The sequence below is a fragment of the Hyphococcus sp. genome (assembly GCF_041986965.1).
Lineage (GTDB): Bacteria > Pseudomonadota > Alphaproteobacteria > Caulobacterales > Parvularculaceae > Hyphococcus.
Genome location: NZ_JBHIXB010000001.1, coordinates 153,782 through 172,284 on the forward strand (window position 1 = coordinate 153,782; position 18,503 = coordinate 172,284).

General features: G+C 58.3%; 19 protein-coding genes. 8 read left to right on the top strand and 11 right to left on the bottom strand.

Annotated features, from left to right (window positions below; translation table 11 throughout):
* Window positions 1–112: 112 nt before the first annotated feature.
* The 3 genes from ACFC5L_RS00735 (at window position 113) to ACFC5L_RS00745 (ending at window position 3,139) form a co-directional block, all read left to right on the top strand.
* Entirely contained in the window at window positions 113–841 is a 729-nt protein-coding gene (locus ACFC5L_RS00735; protein WP_375202200.1) for a Bax inhibitor-1/YccA family protein, read from the top strand.
* 101 nt (window positions 842–942) lie between these two features.
* On the top strand, window positions 943–1,806 hold the full coding sequence (locus ACFC5L_RS00740) for a sulfurtransferase (protein ID WP_375202199.1): 864 nt from the start codon (window positions 943–945) through the stop codon (window positions 1,804–1,806).
* Between the two features lie 100 nt (window positions 1,807–1,906).
* Window positions 1,907–3,139: a tetratricopeptide repeat protein gene (locus ACFC5L_RS00745; RefSeq protein ID WP_375202198.1), complete on the top strand. Its 1,233-nt coding sequence runs from the start codon at window positions 1,907–1,909 to the stop codon at window positions 3,137–3,139.
* Between the two features lie 18 nt (window positions 3,140–3,157).
* Here the strand turns inward: ACFC5L_RS00745 and ACFC5L_RS00750 are convergent, their stop codons facing one another.
* The 6 genes from ACFC5L_RS00750 to tkt form a co-directional block, all read right to left on the bottom strand.
* A complete protein-coding gene (locus ACFC5L_RS00750; protein ID WP_375202197.1) occupies window positions 3,158–4,051 on the bottom strand; it encodes a fructose bisphosphate aldolase in 894 nt (297 codons plus the stop codon).
* 141 nt (window positions 4,052–4,192) lie between these two features.
* The gene (locus tag ACFC5L_RS00755) at window positions 4,193–5,380 is read right to left on the bottom strand and encodes a hypothetical protein (protein ID WP_375202196.1); all 1,188 of its coding nucleotides are present in this window, start codon (window positions 5,378–5,380) and stop codon (window positions 4,193–4,195) included.
* A gap of 94 nt (window positions 5,381–5,474) precedes the next feature.
* Window positions 5,475–6,683 (bottom strand): phosphoglycerate kinase, encoded by a 1,209-nt coding sequence (locus ACFC5L_RS00760; protein ID WP_375202195.1) that lies wholly within the window; start codon window positions 6,681–6,683, stop codon window positions 5,475–5,477.
* A gap of 8 nt (window positions 6,684–6,691) precedes the next feature.
* A complete protein-coding gene (locus tag ACFC5L_RS00765) occupies window positions 6,692–7,144 on the bottom strand; it encodes a hypothetical protein (protein ID WP_375202194.1) in 453 nt (150 codons plus the stop codon).
* A 60-nt stretch (window positions 7,145–7,204) separates the two neighbouring features.
* Entirely contained in the window at window positions 7,205–8,212 is a 1,008-nt protein-coding gene (gene gap, locus ACFC5L_RS00770; protein WP_375202193.1) for a type I glyceraldehyde-3-phosphate dehydrogenase, read from the bottom strand.
* An 11-nt stretch (window positions 8,213–8,223) separates the two neighbouring features.
* Entirely contained in the window at window positions 8,224–10,209 is a 1,986-nt protein-coding gene (tkt, locus tag ACFC5L_RS00775; RefSeq protein ID WP_375202192.1) for a transketolase, read from the bottom strand.
* 171 nt (window positions 10,210–10,380) lie between these two features.
* On the opposite strand from tkt, the gene ACFC5L_RS00780 reads away from it, so the two are divergent.
* Genes ACFC5L_RS00780 through ACFC5L_RS00790 form a run of 3 tightly spaced genes read left to right on the top strand, consistent with a single transcriptional unit; the run spans window position 10,381 to window position 12,139 of the window.
* On the top strand, window positions 10,381–10,614 hold the full coding sequence (locus tag ACFC5L_RS00780) for a hypothetical protein (protein WP_375202191.1): 234 nt from the start codon (window positions 10,381–10,383) through the stop codon (window positions 10,612–10,614).
* Window positions 10,615–10,626: 12 nt separating this feature from the next.
* Complete coding sequence (locus ACFC5L_RS00785; RefSeq protein WP_375202190.1) at window positions 10,627–10,953, top strand: cell division protein ZapA; 327 nt, start codon at window positions 10,627–10,629, stop codon at window positions 10,951–10,953.
* 28 nt (window positions 10,954–10,981) lie between these two features.
* Window positions 10,982–12,139, top strand: coding sequence for a protein kinase domain-containing protein (locus ACFC5L_RS00790; RefSeq protein ID WP_375202189.1), 1,158 nt, complete (start codon window positions 10,982–10,984; stop codon window positions 12,137–12,139).
* A gap of 15 nt (window positions 12,140–12,154) precedes the next feature.
* On the opposite strand, the gene gpmA is transcribed toward ACFC5L_RS00790, so the two are convergent.
* The gene (gene gpmA, locus ACFC5L_RS00795) at window positions 12,155–12,871 is read right to left on the bottom strand and encodes a 2,3-diphosphoglycerate-dependent phosphoglycerate mutase (protein WP_375202188.1); all 717 of its coding nucleotides are present in this window, start codon (window positions 12,869–12,871) and stop codon (window positions 12,155–12,157) included.
* A gap of 102 nt (window positions 12,872–12,973) precedes the next feature.
* Here gpmA and ACFC5L_RS00800 point away from each other — a divergent pair, with 102 nt between their 5' ends.
* On the top strand, window positions 12,974–13,870 hold the full coding sequence (locus tag ACFC5L_RS00800) for an isoaspartyl peptidase/L-asparaginase family protein (RefSeq protein ID WP_375202187.1): 897 nt from the start codon (window positions 12,974–12,976) through the stop codon (window positions 13,868–13,870).
* Window positions 13,871–13,877: 7 nt separating this feature from the next.
* Here the strand turns inward: ACFC5L_RS00800 and ACFC5L_RS00805 are convergent, their stop codons facing one another.
* Genes ACFC5L_RS00805 through ACFC5L_RS00815 form a run of 3 tightly spaced genes read right to left on the bottom strand, consistent with a single transcriptional unit; the run spans window position 13,878 to window position 16,080 of the window.
* The gene (locus ACFC5L_RS00805; protein ID WP_375202361.1) at window positions 13,878–15,110 is read right to left on the bottom strand and encodes an endonuclease/exonuclease/phosphatase family protein; all 1,233 of its coding nucleotides are present in this window, start codon (window positions 15,108–15,110) and stop codon (window positions 13,878–13,880) included.
* A gap of 42 nt (window positions 15,111–15,152) precedes the next feature.
* Window positions 15,153–15,524 (bottom strand): DUF6768 family protein, encoded by a 372-nt coding sequence (locus tag ACFC5L_RS00810; RefSeq protein ID WP_375202186.1) that lies wholly within the window; start codon window positions 15,522–15,524, stop codon window positions 15,153–15,155.
* Window positions 15,525–15,528: 4 nt separating this feature from the next.
* Complete coding sequence (locus ACFC5L_RS00815) at window positions 15,529–16,080, bottom strand: RNA polymerase sigma factor (RefSeq protein ID WP_375202185.1); 552 nt, start codon at window positions 16,078–16,080, stop codon at window positions 15,529–15,531.
* 117 nt (window positions 16,081–16,197) lie between these two features.
* Between ACFC5L_RS00815 and ACFC5L_RS00820 the strand changes: the two genes are divergently transcribed.
* The gene (locus ACFC5L_RS00820) at window positions 16,198–17,466 is read left to right on the top strand and encodes a flavohemoglobin expression-modulating QEGLA motif protein (RefSeq protein WP_375202184.1); all 1,269 of its coding nucleotides are present in this window, start codon (window positions 16,198–16,200) and stop codon (window positions 17,464–17,466) included.
* On the opposite strand, the gene trpS is transcribed toward ACFC5L_RS00820, so the two are convergent.
* Window positions 17,463–18,494 carry a tryptophan--tRNA ligase gene (gene trpS, locus ACFC5L_RS00825; protein WP_375202183.1) on the bottom strand — a complete coding sequence of 344 codons (1,032 nt, stop codon included), beginning with the start codon at window positions 18,492–18,494 and terminating at the stop codon, window positions 17,463–17,465. The genes ACFC5L_RS00820 and trpS overlap by 4 nt on opposite strands.
* Between the last annotated feature and the right edge of the window lie 9 nt (window positions 18,495–18,503).

Here is an 18,503-nt window from a genome sequence, read left to right on the forward strand (position 1 = left end):
ATCGGTCCCGGCGCCCCTTGATCGGAGCCCCAAGGCCCCCGATATTAGCCGTTGATTTCCGTCAGGCGAAAAATTCTGACGGATCGGGAGAACTTGAAAGGATTAGCGTCACATGAACGAACCCCGCAGACAATTCGGCAGCGCCGTCCCGCATACCGGAGGCGTCGCCATCGATCAGGGCCTGCGCCAGTACATGCTCGGCGTTTACAACTATATGGCGCTCGGCGTCGCCGGCACCGGCTTCATCGCCATGCTCATGGCGTCCAATCCCGCGCTGATGATCCAGATCATGACAACCCCCCTGAAATGGGTGGGCTTTATCGGCATTCTCGGCATCGGCTGGTTTGCGCCGCGCGTGATGCTGAGCGGTTCCAAAGCCGCCGCCCATGGCATGTTCTGGGTCTACGCCGCGCTTTGGGGCGCGATGATCGCCCCCATGCTGTTCATGTTCCAGCAGCAAGGCGCCGCGGTTGAAATCTACAAGGCGTTTTTCATCACCGCGACGGTCTTTGGCTCCATGAGCCTTTACGGCTACACGACGAAACGGGACTTGTCCGGCTGGGCGAGCTTCCTGTTCATGGCTTCCATCGGACTGGTGATTGCGATCATCGTCAATGCGCTCATCTTCAAGAGCGGATTGGGAAGCCTCATCACGTCATCGCTTGTGGTGCTCGTATTCTCGGCAGTGACCGCCTATGAAACACAAATGATCAAGTCGCTTTATCGAGAGGGCAGCGCCATGAATGAACGCACGGCGATCTTCGGCGCTTTCGCGCTTTATGGCTCCTTCGTCACGCTCTTCGTGCATATTCTCAACATTCTCGGCATCATGCGCGACTAAAAGCGCTCACCTTTCAAAGACAAAAGCCCCGCCAATGGCGGGGCTTTTTCTTTACAGGGGCGGGTGAAGGCGGGAAGATCGCCTGAAACGGGAGACGCCCAATGACAACTCTGACCTCACCCCTGGCTTCAACGGACTGGCTCGCGGACAATCTCAGCGCGCCGGATCTTGTCATTCTCGACTGCACCACGGTGCAGGAAGCGACGCCTGACGGCTCCTATGCATTTGCTCCCGGTAAAGACGCCTACGCCAAGGGCCATGTTCCCGGCGCCGTCTTTTGCAATGTTCTCGAAACGCTCGCCGACAAGAACGACTCGCGTCCTTTGATGATGCCGAAGCCGGACGCCTTCAAAACCGCCATGGAGGCGCTCGGCGTCAGCGATGCGTCTTCTGTCGTGCTTTACGATCGCGGCAATCACGCCTGGGCGGCGCGCGTCTGGTGGAGTCTTAAAACCTACGGTTTTGACAACGCCGCTGTGCTTGACGGCGGCTGGGCGAAATGGACGGCGGAAGGCCGCCCGGTTTCAACGGATGCGCCTGACGTTAAACCCGGCTCCTTCACGCCCAAGCATCAGCCGCAGCGGATCGTTGCAAAAGAGGAGGTGCTGACGGCGATTGACGGAAACGCAGCAACGCTCATCCACTCCCTGTCGCGCGAAGAATTCACCGGCGAAAAGCAGGTGATGCCGCGTGCGGGCCGCATCAAGACCAGTGTCAGCGCGCCAGCGAACGCGCTCATCAATCCCGACACCGGCGCCTATAAGCAAAAAGAGGCGCTGCTCACCCATTACCAGACCGCCGGCGTCAGTCGCGATCGACCCGTGATCGCTTATTGCGGCGGCGGCGTCGCCGCCTGCTCCAATGCGCTGGCGCTGACCCTGCTCGGCTTCGACGATGTCGCGGTTTATGACGGATCGCTCGCCGAATGGACGTCTGACCCCGACGCGCCCATGGAGACCGGTTAAACGGAAAAATGGGCTAAGCTGTCGCAAAAGTGAGACCGGCTGAGCTTAATGTCATCGATCGCGATTTGCCGCCGCCGCCTGCGCCTCGTAGAAAGCATACATGCAAAATCTTGATCGTTTCGAGTTGCCCATCACCAGCGCTGATTGCGCCGGGGCAAAAACGTATGACCGCTATGTGGGCGAATTTTTAAGCTACGGCCCCGAGCTGCGCTGTCTTTTCGAAGCCGCTGATGAAAATCCCGGGGCGCCGCTATTAAACGCGCATGCGGCGGCGCTACATATGGCGTTCGAAGCGGCGGATGGCTGGACGGCGGCGGCGCCTTATCTTGCGCGCATGAAAGAGACGCAAGAAAGCGGAACCGAACGCGAAAAACTTTTCTGCGCCGCCGTTGCCGCATGGCATGACAAAAACTTCGCAGGATCGCTTGAAGCGCTCGACGAACTTACCGTGCGCTGGCCCGCCGATCTTTGCGCCATCAAATGGGGCCAGTATCACGCGTTCAATCTCGGCGATGCGGAAGCGCTGCTTCGCTTCGGCGAACGCGCGCGCATCGCCCATGAAAACACGCCCTATGCGCATGGCATGACCGCTTTCGCGCTGGAACAGAACCACCGCCTCGATGAAGCGGAAGACGAAGGCATGCGGGCGTCGGAAATCGCCATTGATGACGCCTGGGCCCATCACGCCGTCGCGCATGTGATGGAAACCCAAAGCCGCGCCCGCGAGGGCGTGCGCTGGCTCGATCATTGCGCCCATACATGGGAACATAAAGGCGTTTTCATCCGCGACCATAATCACTGGCACGCAGCGCTGTTCCGGCTTTCCCTCGGACAGGAAAATGAAGCGCTCGCTATTTACGACAAATATCTCTGGGGCGCATGGACGGAATTCCCGCAGGAACAGATCGGCGCTGTCTCGATGTTGTGGCGCCTTGAACTGCGCGGGATAGACGCCGGGGATCGCTGGACGCCGGTGGTGCGCGAAGCGCGCGAACGCGCAGGCGATCACCTCTTTGCCTTTCACGATCTCCATTATCTCTACGCCCTCGCGCGCGCCGGCGAGCCCCATGAAGCGGACGACTTCCTCGCCACGCTGCACAGGAAAGCGGAAGAAGACGCCACCGGCGTCTGGAGCGACGTCTGCTTTCCTGTCGCCGAAGGACTTGTCGCCCATCTGCGCGGCGACCCTGAAACGGCGCTGGAAAAAATTTCTCCCGCCCTCACCGGTCTTCACCGTATCGGCGGCAGCCACGCCCAGCGTCATGTCTTTGTGGAGACGCTGGAGGCCTGCATGAAAAAACCCCGGCGCGAGGCCGGGGCTTTTGACGCGTAAATCGAAAAACCGGCGGGATCAGCCTGCGCGGGACGCCTCGAAGATGCTGTTGATCGCCTCGGCAAGCTTGGCGTCAAACTCCGCGTCACTTTGCTTGGCGGAAAGGCCTTCGGTCAGGGCGCGCGAAAAGCTGGCGATCATGCCGGTGTTCTGCGCCAGTTTCGCATTCGCCTCCTCGCGGGAATACCCGCCCGAAAGCGCAACCACGCGCATGACGCGGGGATCGTCAATAAGCGGTTTGTAAAGATTCGCCTTGGTCGGCAGCGTCAGTTTCAGCATGACCTGTTTGCCAGCCGGCACCTTGTCGAGATTCTTTTTGATTTCGGCGAGCAGGATGTCTTCAGCTTCCGCCTTGTCCGCGATTGAAATTGTCACTTCCGGCTCAATGATCGGCACAAGGCCATGAGACAGAATCTGGTTTCCAACCTCAAATTGCTGGGCGACATTCGCCGCAATGCCCTTGGGGTTCGCAGCATCGATGACCGAGCGCATCTTGGTGCCGAAGACGCCTTTCTTGACGGCGCGCTCAAGCAGCGCGTCAAGATCCGGCATCGGCTTCATCAGCTTCACGCCGTCTTTTTCTTCGGCAAGGCCCTTGTCCACTTTGAGGAAAGGCACAACGCCGCGCTTTTCCCAGAGATATTGTGCAGTTGGCGTTCCGTCGATCTCGCCGTCCATGGTGCGCTCGAACAGGATGGCGCCCATCACCTTGTCGCCAGTAAACGCCGGTGACTTGATGATCCGCGCCCGCATGTCATGGATCAGCCCGAACATCTCTTCGTCATTGGAATATTGGCTTTCATCGACCCCATAAAGCTTCAGCGCTTTCGGCGTCGACCCGCCGGACTGATCGAGGGCGGCGATAAAGCCGTCTTTGTTCGCTGCCTGATCGGCCATCTTAGCTTGCGTCATCAAGAACTCCCGCATCTGCAATCTGGACTGCCCAGCGCTGGCCAGTCCTTCCGGCGCCACCCGAAAAACTGCCGGCATTTGGGCACGCTTAGTAGCCAACCCTACCGTGCAGCGCAATGCTGAATGGGCTAGCGCCGCCCCCTAGGAGCCGCCCTGGCCTGGGCGCATATTCATGATGGTGGTCTTGTCCGCAGAGACGACGCTGGCGATTTTCTGGATAATGTGGTCACGGGCGCTGTCGAAACCCTCGACGCTCTCAAGAAATTTCTTTACCCACAAGTTGTTACTGGCCGCCCCGCTGATGAAATCGGGCAAGAGGGAAGACCAAAGCCATAACAGCGGCAGCGCAAGCCCCCAGCAAACAAAGACGAGCCCGGCGAAGATCGCGGTCAGGGCCGCATCACCGCCTCCGGGCGGGGCGCCGGCGTCCGGCAACCAATCAGCCCCCGTCAAATTGAAAACCGACAAGGCCAGAAAAACCAGAACCCCATATTTGACGCCGAGCGCCAAAACTTCAATCCACGAAAACCGGTCCTCGATGCGCCACGCCACAGCGGTGACATAGCGATCAATATATTCATATCTCTTGGCGTGCCACTGGGCGATCTTGATCCAGTCGGACGACCGCTGGGGCCATTGCGAACGATACATTTCATCAACGGACGAATTATCAATGGCCTTGTCCAGGGAATTATTGATAGCGGAAAGGTAACGGAAAGTGACATTCGCGGCTCTGGTTGCACCCTGACCTATCTTGTCGACCAGAATGTACCTGGTCAGCGTCCTGACGGCGAAAGCAATTGCGAAATACATCAATAGCGCGACAACAGCGCCCTGCACCGACCCGGCTTCAATGTTACGGAAATACAAAACCGGGGACGATGCGATGGCGCCGAACGTCATTTCAAACTTCCCGCCGCGATACTGCGAAATGACGTTGATAAAACCGAAGGCAAAGTAGAAAAAAGTGACCAAGGTAATGCTACGCATTGCGATAGCGCGCCTGATCGTCGCCGCCTCATTCACATTGAGGTGGTCAAAGACGGGACCGTCTTTTGGAAACAGTCGTTTTATTTCGGCCTTGTACTGACGAGTGAAAGGCGGCTTGTAACCGCTATACTGGCCAAACCGGGCCCTATTGAAATGACTGTCCACTTCCGTCAGCAACGCATCAAAATCGTCTGCGTTGACGCCTGAACGCGGCACATCCGAAACATCCGCATGCGGCGCGACATCACCTTGCGGGCGATCCGCAACTTGTTCTTCCGGCGGCTCAGTCGCGGCTGGTTCTTCGGACGCTTTTGCGTGCGGATTATCCATTATTGTCATGTTGCTCCCCACAAACCCCACATTAACTATGTCGGATTTCTGGCAGAGTTTTGCAACAATAATATACCGTTACTTATTAGAGGATTAGTTTAGTTTAAGTGTTGTTTGCGCTATTTTCCAGCGCCGCCACGCCCGGCAGCGTTTTGCCCTCAAGCCATTCAAGGAACGCGCCGCCTGCCGTTGAAACATAAGTAAAGTCGTCTTCGACCCCGGCATGCGCCAGGGCCGCGACGGTGTCTCCCCCGCCTGCAACGGCCACAAGGCCGTCTTCTTTAACTCGTTTGGCGGCGTAACGCGCCGCTTCCACGGTCGCCGTATCGAACGGTTTTATTTCGAAAGCGCCGAGCGGCCCGTTCCAGACCAGCGTTTTGGCGGCTTCAATCTTTTCCGCAATCAGATTCACCGTGTCGGGGCCAAGATCGAGGATCATGTCGTCGGCGCCGACAGCATCTGCGGCTTTGACTTCGCGATCAGCCCCTTCCTTGAACTCTTTGGCGACAACCACATCAAGCGGCAGGATGATCTCACAGCCTTTGGCCGACGCCTGGGTCATGATCTCGCGCGCGGTGTCAGCAAGGTCCGGCTCGCAGAGCGACTTGCCGACGGAAATTCCTTTCGCGAACAAAAACGTGTTCGCCATGCCGCCGCCGACAGCGAGCATGTCAGCCTTGCCGACAAGGTTCAGCAGGAGTTCGATTTTGGTCGACACTTTGGCGCCGCCGACCACCGCCATCATCGGCCGCACCGGCGCCGACAAGGCGGATTTCAGATAATCCAGCTCACGCTCCATGGCGCGGCCCGCCGCTGACGGGAGGAGATGCGCAATCCCCTCAGTCGAAGCGTGGGCGCGATGCGCGGCGGAGAAGGCGTCATTCACATAGATGTCGCCATTTTCGGCGAGCGCTTTTGCGAAATCTGGATCGTTCTTTTCTTCGCCAGCGTGAAACCGGGTGTTTTCAAAAACGGCGACATCGCCGTCGAGCATCCGCTTGACGGTTTTCTTCGCCGCATCGCCAATGCAGTCTTCGGCGAACTCAACCGGCCCGCCGAGAAATTTCTCAAGCGCCTTAGCCACCGGCTTCAAGGACATCTCCGGATCGGCTTTGCCTTTCGGCCGCCCGAAATGGGAAAGAAGGAGAACCTTCGCCCCTTTTTTCGAAAGCTCCTGAATGGTCGGCAGGGCCCGCTCGATCCGGGTGGCGTCGGTGACAACACCGTCTTTCATGGGCACGTTGAAATCGACGCGCACCAGAACACGTTTTCCGGCCACATCGAGATCGTCAATCGTTCGGTATTGCGCCATGAGGATCCCTATTCTTCCGCCTGATCTTCGACTTGTTCCTGCACTTCGCAACGGGTGAGTTCGATCAGATCGCCATCATTGCGGGCAATTCGCAACATGTCACCGTCAATATCGACGTCCATCGTCTCCTCATGCACGTCGCCTTCAGCAACGCAGCGCAGATCGAGGCTCCAGCCGCCATCGGTGCCCTCTACGGCCGAAGCAATGTCGCAGCTATTTTCATAACCGAGGAAGCGGTCCGATGTGAACTCGATCGGACCAGGCTCTCCCTCGTCATTGTCGCACCAGGCGGGATCGGCCGCCCAAATACCGATAAAGAGGGGCGGTAAGGTGTTGGGAATTTCACCTTTTTCGGTTTTCACCCGTTCCGGGACAGCGGGCTCTTCAATCGAGACCTGACGATTGCAGCCGGCCAACAGGCCGCACAAAATCAGGATAAAGAGACGAAATCCGGACGTCATGTGAGTTTGCACCTAGCGGCGGCGTGATCAATGACAACACCGCCGCATGAGTTTCGTTTCCTAAATATGACGCGCCATTTCGAGAGCCGTATCGGTCATGCGCGTGGAAAAGCCCCACTCATTGTCGTACCAGGTGAGGATGCGCACGAGCTTGCCTTCCAGGATTTGCGTCTGGTTCAGCGCAAAGGTCGAGGAATGCGGATCGTGGTTGAAATCCGATGAAACGAGCGGCTTGTCGGTGCAGCCGAGAATCCCGCGCAGCTTTCCGTTCGCCGCTTCGATGATCGCGTTATTGACCTCTTCAACCGTGGTGTCTTTCTTCGGCGTGAAGACGAGATCGACAACGGAGACGTTTGCGGTCGGCACGCGGATCGACGAGCCGTCGAGCTTGCCGTTGAGATCGGGAAGAACGAGCCCAACCGCTTTTGCAGCGCCCGTCGAGGTCGGGATCATGTTCATGGCCGCGGCGCGGGCGCGATAAAGATCCTTGTGCATGGTGTCGAGGGTTGGCTGGTCGCCCGTGTAAGAGTGGATCGTCGTCATGTAGCCGCGCTCGATGCCGACTGCGTCATTGAGCACTTTCGCCACCGGCGCGAGGCAATTGGTGGTGCAGGATGCATTCGAAACGACATGGTCCTGACCGGTCAGCGTGCCGTGATTGACGCCGAAAACGATGGTCTTGTCAGCGCCGGAGGCCGGGGCGGAAACGAGCACGCGCTTGGCGCCCGCTTCAAGATGCAGCGCCGCTTTGTCGCGCGCCGTGAAGATGCCGGTGCATTCGTAGACAATATCGACACCGAGCTCGCCCCAGGGGAGTTTCGACGGATCGCGCTCGGCGAACACCTTGATCGGCCCGAGGCCCACATCGATAGTGTCATTGCGGACTTTCACCTCATGCGGGAACTTGCCGTGAATTGAGTCGTACTGAACGAGGTGGCCGTTGGTTTCCACCGGACCAAGATCGTTGATCGCGACGATATCCACGCCCTTGCGTCCGGTCTCGACGATCGAACGCAGCGCGAGGCGGCCGATCCGTCCAAAGCCGTTAATTGCAATTTTGAGCGCCATGATTTTTTCTCCTAACCAATCAACCGTTTCGCTTCCGCCGCGACCGCCGCAGGCGTAATGCCGAAATGTTCAAACAACTCATTCGCCGGCGCTGACGCGCCAAAGCCCGACATGCCCACGAACGCATCCTTGCGCCGCAGGAACAAATCCCATCCCTGGCGCACGGCCGCTTCGACGCCGACGCGCGGGCCTTTGCCAAGAACCTCTTTGTGATAGGATTCCGGCTGCGAGGCGAAAAGCTCAAAACAGGGCGCGGACACAACCCGCGCCTTGATCCCGTCCTGTTTCAACGCCTCACGCGCCTTCAGCGCCAGCGAGACTTCAGAGCCTGACGCAATCAGCGTCACGTCCTCGGCGTCCTTGCCGGCGATCACATAAGCGCCCCTGGCGCAGAGATTTTCGCCGGATTGCTTCAGCCGCGCCTGCTCGAGCCCCTGACGGGTCAGCGCGATCACCGACGGCGTCGCAATGGTTTTGAGGGACAATTCCCAGCATTCGGCCGTCTCAACGCCGTCGCAGGGACGGTAGACATTCAAATTCGGGATCGCGCGCAGCGCCGCCAGATGTTCAACCGGCTGGTGCGTCGGGCCGTCTTCGCCAAGCCCGATGGAATCATGAGTCATCACATAAACGACGCGCACCCCCATCAGGGCCGACAACCGGATCGCAGGGCGGCAATAATCGGTAAAGACCAGGAACGTGCCGCCATAGGGAACGACGCCGCCGTGGAGCGCCATGCCGTTCATCGCAGCGGCCATGCCATGTTCGCGAATGCCGTAATAGATATAACGCCCGGCGTAATTCTCCGCAGACAGAGGGTTTTGATCTTTTGTCTTGGTGTTGTTCGACCCTGTCAGGTCCGCCGAGCCGCCGACAGTTTCCTTGATCACGTCGTTGATCACGCAGAGCGCCAGCTCTGACGCCTTGCGGGTCGCCAGCTTTTGCGGCGTTTCAACAAGAGCTTTCTTGTAATCGGCGATCGCCTTGGTCAGCACGCCGGCGTAATCGCCAGACATGGCGGTTTTGAACGCGTCGCAGTTTTTGTCCGCGCTGATGCGTTTTTCCCATGCGGCGCGCACATCGCCGCCGCGGGCGCCGGCGTCGCGCCAGTTCGAAAGAACGTCATCAGGAATTTCAAACGGCGCATAAGGCCAGTCGAGGGCCTTGCGCGTTCCTTCGATTTCTTCAGCTCCCAAAGGCGCGCCATGCGTGGCGGACGTTCCCGCCTTTGTGGGCGCGCCATAGCCGATTGTCGTGCGACAGGCGATCAAGGTCGGCTGGCTGGAGGATTTCGCTTTTTCAATAGCGGCGGAAATCGCCGCCGGGTCATGTCCGTCGACACGGCAAGTCGCCCAGCCGCTCGCGGCAAAACGCGCCAGTTGATCGGTCGAATCCGACAGCGAAATCGGGCCGTCGATGGAGATGTTGTTGTCGTCCCACAGAACAATCAGCTTGCGGAGCTTCAGATGTCCGGCGAGCGAAATCGCCTCCTGGCTAATGCCTTCCATCAGGCACCCGTCGCCGGCGATCACATAGGTCCGGTGATCGACGGCGTCATCGCCGAAGCGGGCGTTCAAATGCGCTTCCGCAATCGCCATCCCGACCGCATTGGCGAGCCCCTGCCCCAAGGGGCCGGTCGTCGTCTCCACCGCCGGGGCGTGGCCATATTCCGGATGGCCAGCGGTTTTCGAGCCCATCTGGCGGAAATCTTTGAGCTGATCGAGGCTCATCCCGTCATAACCGAGAAGATAGCCAAGAGAATAAATCAGCATGGAGCCATGGCCGGCGGACAGGATAAACCGGTCCCGGTCGGGCCAGTCCGGCGCGGCGGCGTCAAATTTCAGATGCTCTGCGAACAGGGTGGTCGCAACATCGGCCATCCCCATGGGCATGCCGGGGTGTCCGGATTTCGCCGCTTCGACCGCGTCCATGGCGAGAGCGCGAATGGCGTTCGCCATCTGTGGAAAATTTGCCCGTTTCGGGCCGGCGCCGGTCATGCGGGAAGCCCCCATTTGTCCTCTAAAATCCGGAATATGCGGGGCTTCATGCATCGCGCGCGTGCGAGGGTCAAGGCTCGCCGGTAAAGAGCTTGGGGCGCGGCTGGACAGAATCGGCGCCGAAGGCCAAATTGGCGCTCCCTGCGGCGAACAAATTGGAAGATTTTGATAATGACGGTGCTCGAAAAAGCGGTCCAAAGCCTCGCCGAGGCGATTGAAGCCCTCGAATCGCGCCTGGACGCCCGGCTGGACGATGCTGCAGCCAGCGATGAGGCGGCCGACGCCGCCCGGCGTCAGGCCACAGCCGCCCGCAAACAGACGGATACCGCCGCCAAGGGGGTCGCCGCCGCGATCACCGACCTCAAGCTGATCCTCGCCGAAGACGACAGAAAAAAGCCAGAATAAGGAGGACCCCTCATGAGCCAGGTAGAAATCAAGGTCCATGGCCGCGAATACCGGGTCACCTGTGAAAAGGGACAGGAAGACCGCCTGCAAAAATCGGCGGCGTTCCTCGACAAACGCGTCTCCGCCATGTCGGCGGACCTGCCTGACATCAGCGAGACGCGCCTGATGCTGCTGGCGGCGCTGACAATATGCGACGAGCTTTTTGAAGCGCGCGAGCGAGCGCTGGATTTAGAAGACGCCGGCGTCGCGCTCGACTCCGACACGCTTGGCGGCGCCAGCCGCGCCATCGAAGCCGCCGCAAAACGCGTGAGCGACATCACAGCCAAGCTGGACGGCTGAGCACCGACATGCTCACGGGCAAGCTAATATGAGCTCTCGAAAGCTACCAACCCAAGTTAAATTTGATCGCCCAAAAAAATATCGCGTCATTAAAGAACTGGGCAGAGGTGCTTGCGGCGAAACGGTCCAACTTCGAGATGAAGAATTGGGGCTGGACTGCGTTGCAAAAAAATATAAGCCACTGCCAGAAATAAACGCGACACCTGCATACGAAGATTATTTCGACCGTTTCCGCGAAGAGGCCAGAATATTATTTCGCCTCAACCACCCTAACATCGTACGTGTTTTTAATTTCTTCGACTATGGCGAGAAAAACACCGCCTACATTCTCATGGAATTCATCCCTGGAGAAAACATATTAGAATACATTGGGAAAAATCCCGAAAATGCCGACAAAATTTTTGAAGGTATTATTGACGGATTTGCACACCTAGAGCAACAACGAGTGTTGCACCGCGATATTCGCCCATTAAATTTTCTAGTCACAAACGATGGTGTTCCAAAAATAATTGATTTTGGCTTCGGTAAAGAACTTGCTATTGACTCAGCGAATTATGACAAGAGCATCTCGCTGAATTGGTGGTGCGCACCTCCGACCGATTTCAACGATTCGATTTACGATCATCAAACTGAAATTTATTTCGTCGGTAAATTGTTTGAAAAATGTATCGAAGAAAACTCACTAGCCGACTTTAAATACATTCGCCTTGTCCATGAAATGTGCTTGGATGAACGTTCTAAACGACCGTCGAGTTTTCTAAAGATACAAACAAAAATATTATCTGAGCAGTTCGATGAAATAGACTTCTCTGAACAAGAAGTTCTTGCTTATCGAGAATTTGCCGAGAGCCTCTCAGATACGTTTTCCCAAATTTCCAATGAGGCCACTTATAGGCGAGATCCACAGGAATTGTTACGCCGGCTTGAGGATTTGTATAAGAATACAATGCTGGAAAGCACTATTCCTGGGCCAAACAGATTGGCGCGAATATTCGTTGACGGAGCGTTCAACTACTGGAAAAATCACCAGATACTTGTAACTACGCTGAAAAATTTTATCGGTGTTTTCAAAGCCTCGTCGCCTGAAAAAAGAAATATCCTAATCGGGAATTTGTATATGCGCTTAGATACAGTTAAGCGCACATCCCCCCCAACCTATGAATTAGATGATGATATTCCTTTTTAACAAAGGAAAATCAGATCAAGGTGATGGAATCTTCGTAGCGCGCTCCTCATCGAGATATTTCGCAGACTTCGGCTTCAACCCCTCGTCGAGATCGATCAACAGCGGATTGCCAGTCGGGATTTCGACATGCACGATTTTGTCGTCGGAGACGTTGAAAAGAATCTTCACGAGCGCGCGCAGTGAGTTGCCATGCGCCGCGATCATCAATGACTTGTCGGTCTTCAACAGAGGCGCAATTTCTTTTTCGAAATAAGGCTGGACGCGATCGAGCGTCAGTTTGAGCGATTCCGTCGCCGGCACCTCACAGCCATAAAGCTTGTAACGCGGGTCGTCTGAGAGATCGAACTCACTTCCCTTCTCAAGCGGCGGCGGCGGAATGTCATAGGAGCGTCGCCAGATTTTCACCTGTTCCTCGCCATGCTTCTTCGCCGTCTCGGCCTTGTTGAGCCCGGTCAGCCCGCCATAGTGGCGCTCGTTCAACTGCCAGGCCCGCGTCACCGGCAGCCACATACGGTCCATGTCATCAAGCGCGATCCACAGCGTTCTGATCGCGCGCTTTTGCACCGAGGTGAAACAGGCGGAAAATTCAACGCCGCTCGCCTTCAACAGATCGCCGGCCTTTTTCGCTTCGGCGCGGCCGCGATCCGTCAGGTCCACATCGACCCAGCCGGTGAACCGGTTTTCAAGGTTCCACTGACTTTGTCCGTGGCGGATCAGGGCAAGGCGGGCCATCACATTCTCCTCAAAACTATGCGCCGCGCTCTCTTAAAAGCTCGAAGGCTTATTGGCTAGCCTTGGGGGGCGGGCGTAGCATGCCGCCGAAAAGGAGGACCCATGTCCAAAAAAGCAAAAATCGCCCTCGCCCTTCATGGCGGCGCCGGCGCGCGCAAGGGCCGCGACTATTCCAAAGCCGAAGCGCATCTTCTGGACCTCGCCCGGCGCGGGGAGACGATGCTCAATGACGGCGCCGCCGCCGTCGATGTGGTTGAGGCGCTGGTGGAGGACATGGAGGCGTCCGGCCTTTATATCGCCGGCAAGGGGGCGCCCCCGAACCGCGCCGGCTACGCCGAGCTCGACGCCTCCATCATGGCGAGCGAATGCGGGACGCTCGCCCGCAAGGCGGGATCGGTCGCCGCCGTGAAACATCTGAAATCGCCCGTGAAAGCCGCGCGCGCGGTAATGGACTTAACGCCCCATGTCATGCTCGCGGGACGCGGCGCTGAGAATTTCTGCTTCAAACATAGCCTTGAATTCATCGACAATCCGGAAAGCTATTACGTCGTCCCTGTGGGCGTCGAACCGGAAGAGATGACGCAGGCTGAACTCGGTCACGGCACCGTCGGCGCCGTCGCCCTCGACGCGGAAGGCCGAATCGCCGCCGCAACCTCCACCGGCGGCGTCTTCGGCAAGCTGGAAGGCCGTGTCGGCGACACGCCGCTGATCGGATCCGGCACCTGGGCCGACGAATTTGTCGGCGCGTCCTGCACCGGGCTCGGCGAATATTTCATTCTCGCCGGCGGCGCGCAGGATGTGGCGAGCCGGGTGCGCTATCAGGGCTCTGATCTTCAGACGGCGGCCGCGGGCCTCATCAAGGACGTCGCCCGGCTTGGCGGCGACGGCGGCGTCATTGCGGTGTCGCGCGAAGGGGATGTGGCTTTCGCCTGGAATTCTGACGGTATGAAACGCGCGGGTTTCGGCCCCAGTCAGGAGCTGTTCGCCGCGACATTCTAGAGCGCGATCACTCTTCGACGACTTGCAGGTCGCGCCACACCAGACGGTGGTCCGAGCTTTCTACGGGAAAGCCGGGCCCGAGCAAATCGTAGTGCTCATCTTCGGGACCCGGCCAGAACACGCCCGAGGCAATTTCTTTCAAACCGGCTTTTGAAACGATGACATAGTCGAGATGGAGATTGCCGACGCCGGCCTCCGGGTCGTCGTTGAAATCCGCCGTGTCCTCTGCCGGATCGCCTTCATGGCTCTCATTCGCGCCGCCTTGCAGCGCCGCCTGTTCGGCGCCGCCCGTGCTTTTGGGAAACGGCGCATCGGCGACCAGCGGCGAGGTCAGCAATTGTCCGATGGCGCCCGGAACCGCCCCGGCGTCATGGGGGTCGGCGTTGAGATCGCCCATAATTACAAAGCGCTCGCCCGCCGCCAGACCGCCGCGCATGCCTTTGTCGTCGTAAATATAACTCTCAGGATCGCCGGCGATGTAATCAGCCCACAAACGAAGCTCATCGTGGTTGCGTTTGCCGTTCCGGTCTTCCTCGCCGTCATAGCTCGGCGGCGTCGGATGGCTCGCCAGCACATGCACGCGCGCGCCGCCAATGATCACCGGCACATCCCAATGGTTCTTGGAGGAAAGCCGGAAGACCTCAAGCGCCTCGGCGCTGTACCAGTCGTCAGGCTCAGGCGTCGCCGCATCGTCAGGCAACATGGCGCCCGGCATGTCTTTCCAGAGGAAAGTCTGAAACGTTCTGACGCCCGCTTCATCAATCGGATATTTCGACAGGAGGGCCATGGCGTATTGTCCGGGAAACTCGCCATAGCCGAACGCATCGCCGCCATAGGCGCGCGAGCCGGGCTCTATCGTCACGACGCCGTCGCGATCAAAGTCACGGCCTGAAGCCAGCCCCGTATTGGACGGCGCGACATAAACATAAGGATAAAGCGCGGGCGCAGCGCCGTTTTGCGAAACGCCAAGATACTTTTCCTGAAAAAGCGCCAGCCCTTCGCCCGCCGCATCATAGTCAAATTCATTGAGCAAAAGGACATCCGGCGCGACGCGCTGAATGATCTCGGCGACCTTTTGCGCCTGCGCCGTATCGCCTGTTTTCAAATCCTCAATCAGTGCGCCTTCGCTCGGGCGATTGAGATAAACATTGAAGGTCGCAAACCGGACAACAGATTCCGCTTTCACGTCATTTGCCTTTCCGCAACCGGCAAGACATGCGAGCGCGATGACCGCCATCATGTATTTCACGTCCGCATCTCCTTTTGTCAGCGCCAGCCCTTGTCAGGCTTGTGTGCCCTGCCGGCGCGCCAATTGCAATTCGAGACGCTTCACTTCGCGCAGGATACGGTTCGATTCCATGCGCATCCAGAACCAGATTTTCAAAAACCCGACCATCACCATCAGCATGACGGCGCCGGCGCCCCAGCGCGCAGCATCAATGGCGGCCGTCGCCTCGAAGAACTTCCAGCCGCAATAAACCGCGCCGCCGAAAAGAACGAGGGTGAGGAGCGTTGCAAAGAGCGCAAGAGCGCCGAGCTTGCCGCTGTAAATTCCAAAGACCTGGCCGAACAGGCCCTGCTCCTCAAAGCTCCCGAGAAGCGCACGATCTTCAGCATTCAAGGCTTCTTCAATTTTCCGATCAAGATCATCCATGAGCTTAGACTCCTTCCAGGGCGGCGCGTAACTTGCGCCGCGCATGCATCAGGCGGGTTTTCACCGTGCCCGCCGGCACATTCAGCGCCGCCGCAATTTCTGCGACGCTGAAATCTTCCGTATAAAAAAGCGCAATGGCCGCCCGCTGCTCAGCGGGAAGCGTGACCATCGCAGCCCGCAAAGGTCCTGCGTCGGCGATTGCTTCAACAGGCGCCTCATATTGCAACGCAGATTTCGTCTCCGACGAATAAGCAGCGCTCAATTTGCGATCGCGCTGGCGTTTGCGAATTATATCCGCCGCCCGCCGCGTCACGATGCGATAGGCCCAGGCCGGAAAAGCGCGCGCATCATCAAGACGCGACAGGCCTCTTACGATATCGGCCCACGCCTCCTGAACCGCGTCGCGCGCCGCCTCTCCGTCACCGAGCAGGCGGTAAGCGTGAGCCAGCAGCTTCGGCTGCCAGCGCTCCGCGAGCCGCGCAAAGGCGGCGCGGTCGCCGGCGCGAGCTGACGCCGCCAGATATTCGTCAAAGATGCGCGCCTTACGCCGGGACATGAGGGCTGGCCTCGCTTTTTCCTTCTTTGAATAGTAAGTCGCCATCCCGCGCAAATCGGTTCATTTCCGTGCCGATTGCTTCTAACATGCCGGGATTGCTGAATTTTTCAGGACCTTATGGCGGCGGCTCTCTCCAAACCGGAACTCGAAAAACTGAAACAGGCGGCCGCCCTTCTGGAAGAAGCGGAAAAGCGCTTGCCGGTCCTGCGCACCCTGAGCTGGGATCGCGCGCACGCCGACGCCTTTTTCAAAAGCGGCGAGAAAGAACCACCCCGCCCCGAATATGCCCCCGTTAACCCGACACCTTCCCTGGAGCTTGTCCTGCGCGCACGGGCGATGATCGACGGCTCAAGCGAGGCGCATCAATGGTTGATGCGTTTCGCTGACATCACGGAAGAAACCGCCCTTCTTCTGAGCGTTGTCGGCACGCCGATGTTTCACGGCCATTCCCGCGCGCTTTATGGCGGCCCGACCTCACCCGTCGCTGACGGCAAGACAACGGCGCTCGATCTTGCAAGACGTCTCGATACGCTGTTGAGTGAATTCGATGCGCCCGCAGACCGGCTTGAGCCAGCGCCGGAACTCTCGGCGGCGGCGCTGAAAGCGCGGCTTGACGCCGCTCTGCCGGAATATTTCGGCAAGGCGGCGCCGCGCATCGACATCACGTCCAATGTGTCCGCCAAAGCAGCGGCGGGGCGCGACTATATCAAGCTGCGCGAAGACGCCTTGTTTTCCGATCTCGACGAACAGCAACTTTTGCAACATGAAGCCCTCGTCCATATCGCGACCGGCCTTAACGGCGTCGCGCAGCCGCATTTCCCTATTCTTGGCGAAGCCTATCCCGGCAATGCCCGGACACAGGAAGGCCTCGCCGTTTTCGCAGAGTTTATTTCGGGCGCGCTCGATCCGCGCCGCTTTAAGCGTCTCGCCGACCGCGTCATCGCCATCCACATGTCGGCGGAAGGCGCCGACTTTATCCAGCTTTATCAATTCTTCCGCGAACGCAGCGAAAAGGATGCGCCGTTCGAAGCGTTTGAAAGCGCGCGCAGGGTTGTGCGCGGCGGTCTCGTCAATGGCGGCGGGCCCTTTACGAAGGACTCAATCTATCTTCAGGGCCTTCTTGAAGTGCACAACTATCTGCGCACAGCCGTGCGGGAGGGCGACGCCGCCTATATCCGCCTGCTTTTCGCCGGAAAAATAGACCTCGACGATCTCGCCGCCATGAAGTTCCTGCGCGACGAAGGTTTGTTGGCGGAGCCGCGCTATCTGCCGCCCTGGGCGACGGATTTACGCTGGCTCCTCTCCTATCTCGCTTACTCGACCTTCCTCAACGGCATCGATCTGAAAAGCGTCGCCGCCCGCTACGAGACGCTTTTTCAGGCCTAGACAAGAAAGCCGACGACCTCTTTCACTTCTTTGACCGTCTGGTCGGCGATAATCGCCGCTTTTTCCGCGCCCGCCGTCAAGATCGCATCAAGATGTGCAGGATCGCTTTCGAGCCGGCGCAGTTCTTCACCAATCGGCGCGATCTTTTCAACGACAAGGTCTGCAAGCGCCGGCTTGAAGGCGCCAAAACCCTGTCCGCCAAATTCGGAAAGAATATCCGCAGACGATTTTCCCGACAACGCCGCATAAATAGCGACGAGGTTCGCCGCCTCCGCCCGGCCTTCAAGGCCGTCCGGTTCAGACGGCAGGACGTCAGCATCCGACTTCGCCTTCTTGATTTTGCGCGCAATCGTATCGGCGTCGTCCCGAAGAAAGATGCAGGCGTTTTCCGACGGATCGGATTTCGACATTTTCTTCGACCCGTCCTTCAGGGACATGATGCGCGCGCCCGCATCGCCGAACTGACCGCCCTTGATTAACGGCTCAGGCAGCGGGAAAAAACCCTCCTGCTTGAAGTCGTGATTGAACTTGCCGGCGATATCGCGCGAGAGCTCAAGATGCTGCTTCTGGTCCTCGCCGACAGGCACATGCGTCGCCTTGTAGACGAGGATGTCCGCGGCCTGAAGCACGGGGTAAGTGTAAAGACCCACCGACGAACGCTCGGCGTTCTTGCCGGCTTTTTCCTTGAACTGGGTCATGCGGTCGAGCCAGCCGAGGCGCGCAACGCAATTGAAAATCCAGGCGAGCTCTGCATGAGCGCGCACCATTGACTGAGGAAAAACGGTTGCGATTTCGGGATCGATGCCAGCCGCCAGGTAAGACGCCGCAATGTGACGGATCTGACGGCGAAGCTGCTCGGGTTCTTGCCAGACAGTGATCGCATGCATGTCGGCGAGAAAATAATGGCAATCATATTCGTGCTGAAGCGCGACGAACTTGCGGATCGCGCCGATATAGTTGCCGAGATGCATTTCGCCAGACGTCTGAATGCCTGATAAAACGCGCATGGGACCCTGATAACCGCTCATTGATAGGCT

Coding starts and splice junctions, on each gene's coding strand:
- ACFC5L_RS00790 (WP_375202189.1), top strand. CDS start 10,982: ATGAGCTCTCGAAAGCTACCAACCCAAGTTAAATTTGATCGCCCAAAA.
- ACFC5L_RS00745 (WP_375202198.1), top strand. CDS start 1,907: ATGCAAAATCTTGATCGTTTCGAGTTGCCCATCACCAGCGCTGATTGC.
- gap (WP_375202193.1), bottom strand. CDS start 8,212: ATGGCGCTCAAAATTGCAATTAACGGCTTTGGACGGATCGGCCGCCTC.
- ACFC5L_RS00755 (WP_375202196.1), bottom strand. CDS start 5,380: ATGACAATAATGGATAATCCGCACGCAAAAGCGTCCGAAGAACCAGCC.
- ACFC5L_RS00805 (WP_375202361.1), bottom strand. CDS start 15,110: ATGATGGCGGTCATCGCGCTCGCATGTCTTGCCGGTTGCGGAAAGGCA.
- ACFC5L_RS00765 (WP_375202194.1), bottom strand. CDS start 7,144: ATGACGTCCGGATTTCGTCTCTTTATCCTGATTTTGTGCGGCCTGTTG.
- ACFC5L_RS00815 (WP_375202185.1), bottom strand. CDS start 16,080: ATGTCCCGGCGTAAGGCGCGCATCTTTGACGAATATCTGGCGGCGTCA.
- ACFC5L_RS00740 (WP_375202199.1), top strand. CDS start 943: ATGACAACTCTGACCTCACCCCTGGCTTCAACGGACTGGCTCGCGGAC.
- tkt (WP_375202192.1), bottom strand. CDS start 10,209: ATGACCGGCGCCGGCCCGAAACGGGCAAATTTTCCACAGATGGCGAAC.
- ACFC5L_RS00735 (WP_375202200.1), top strand. CDS start 113: ATGAACGAACCCCGCAGACAATTCGGCAGCGCCGTCCCGCATACCGGA.
- ACFC5L_RS00820 (WP_375202184.1), top strand. CDS start 16,198: ATGGCGGCGGCTCTCTCCAAACCGGAACTCGAAAAACTGAAACAGGCG.
- ACFC5L_RS00760 (WP_375202195.1), bottom strand. CDS start 6,683: ATGGCGCAATACCGAACGATTGACGATCTCGATGTGGCCGGAAAACGT.
- ACFC5L_RS00750 (WP_375202197.1), bottom strand. CDS start 4,051: ATGACGCAAGCTAAGATGGCCGATCAGGCAGCGAACAAAGACGGCTTT.
- ACFC5L_RS00785 (WP_375202190.1), top strand. CDS start 10,627: ATGAGCCAGGTAGAAATCAAGGTCCATGGCCGCGAATACCGGGTCACC.
- ACFC5L_RS00800 (WP_375202187.1), top strand. CDS start 12,974: ATGTCCAAAAAAGCAAAAATCGCCCTCGCCCTTCATGGCGGCGCCGGC.
- ACFC5L_RS00810 (WP_375202186.1), bottom strand. CDS start 15,524: ATGGATGATCTTGATCGGAAAATTGAAGAAGCCTTGAATGCTGAAGAT.
- trpS (WP_375202183.1), bottom strand. CDS start 18,494: ATGAGCGGTTATCAGGGTCCCATGCGCGTTTTATCAGGCATTCAGACG.
- gpmA (WP_375202188.1), bottom strand. CDS start 12,871: ATGGCCCGCCTTGCCCTGATCCGCCACGGACAAAGTCAGTGGAACCTT.
- ACFC5L_RS00780 (WP_375202191.1), top strand. CDS start 10,381: ATGACGGTGCTCGAAAAAGCGGTCCAAAGCCTCGCCGAGGCGATTGAA.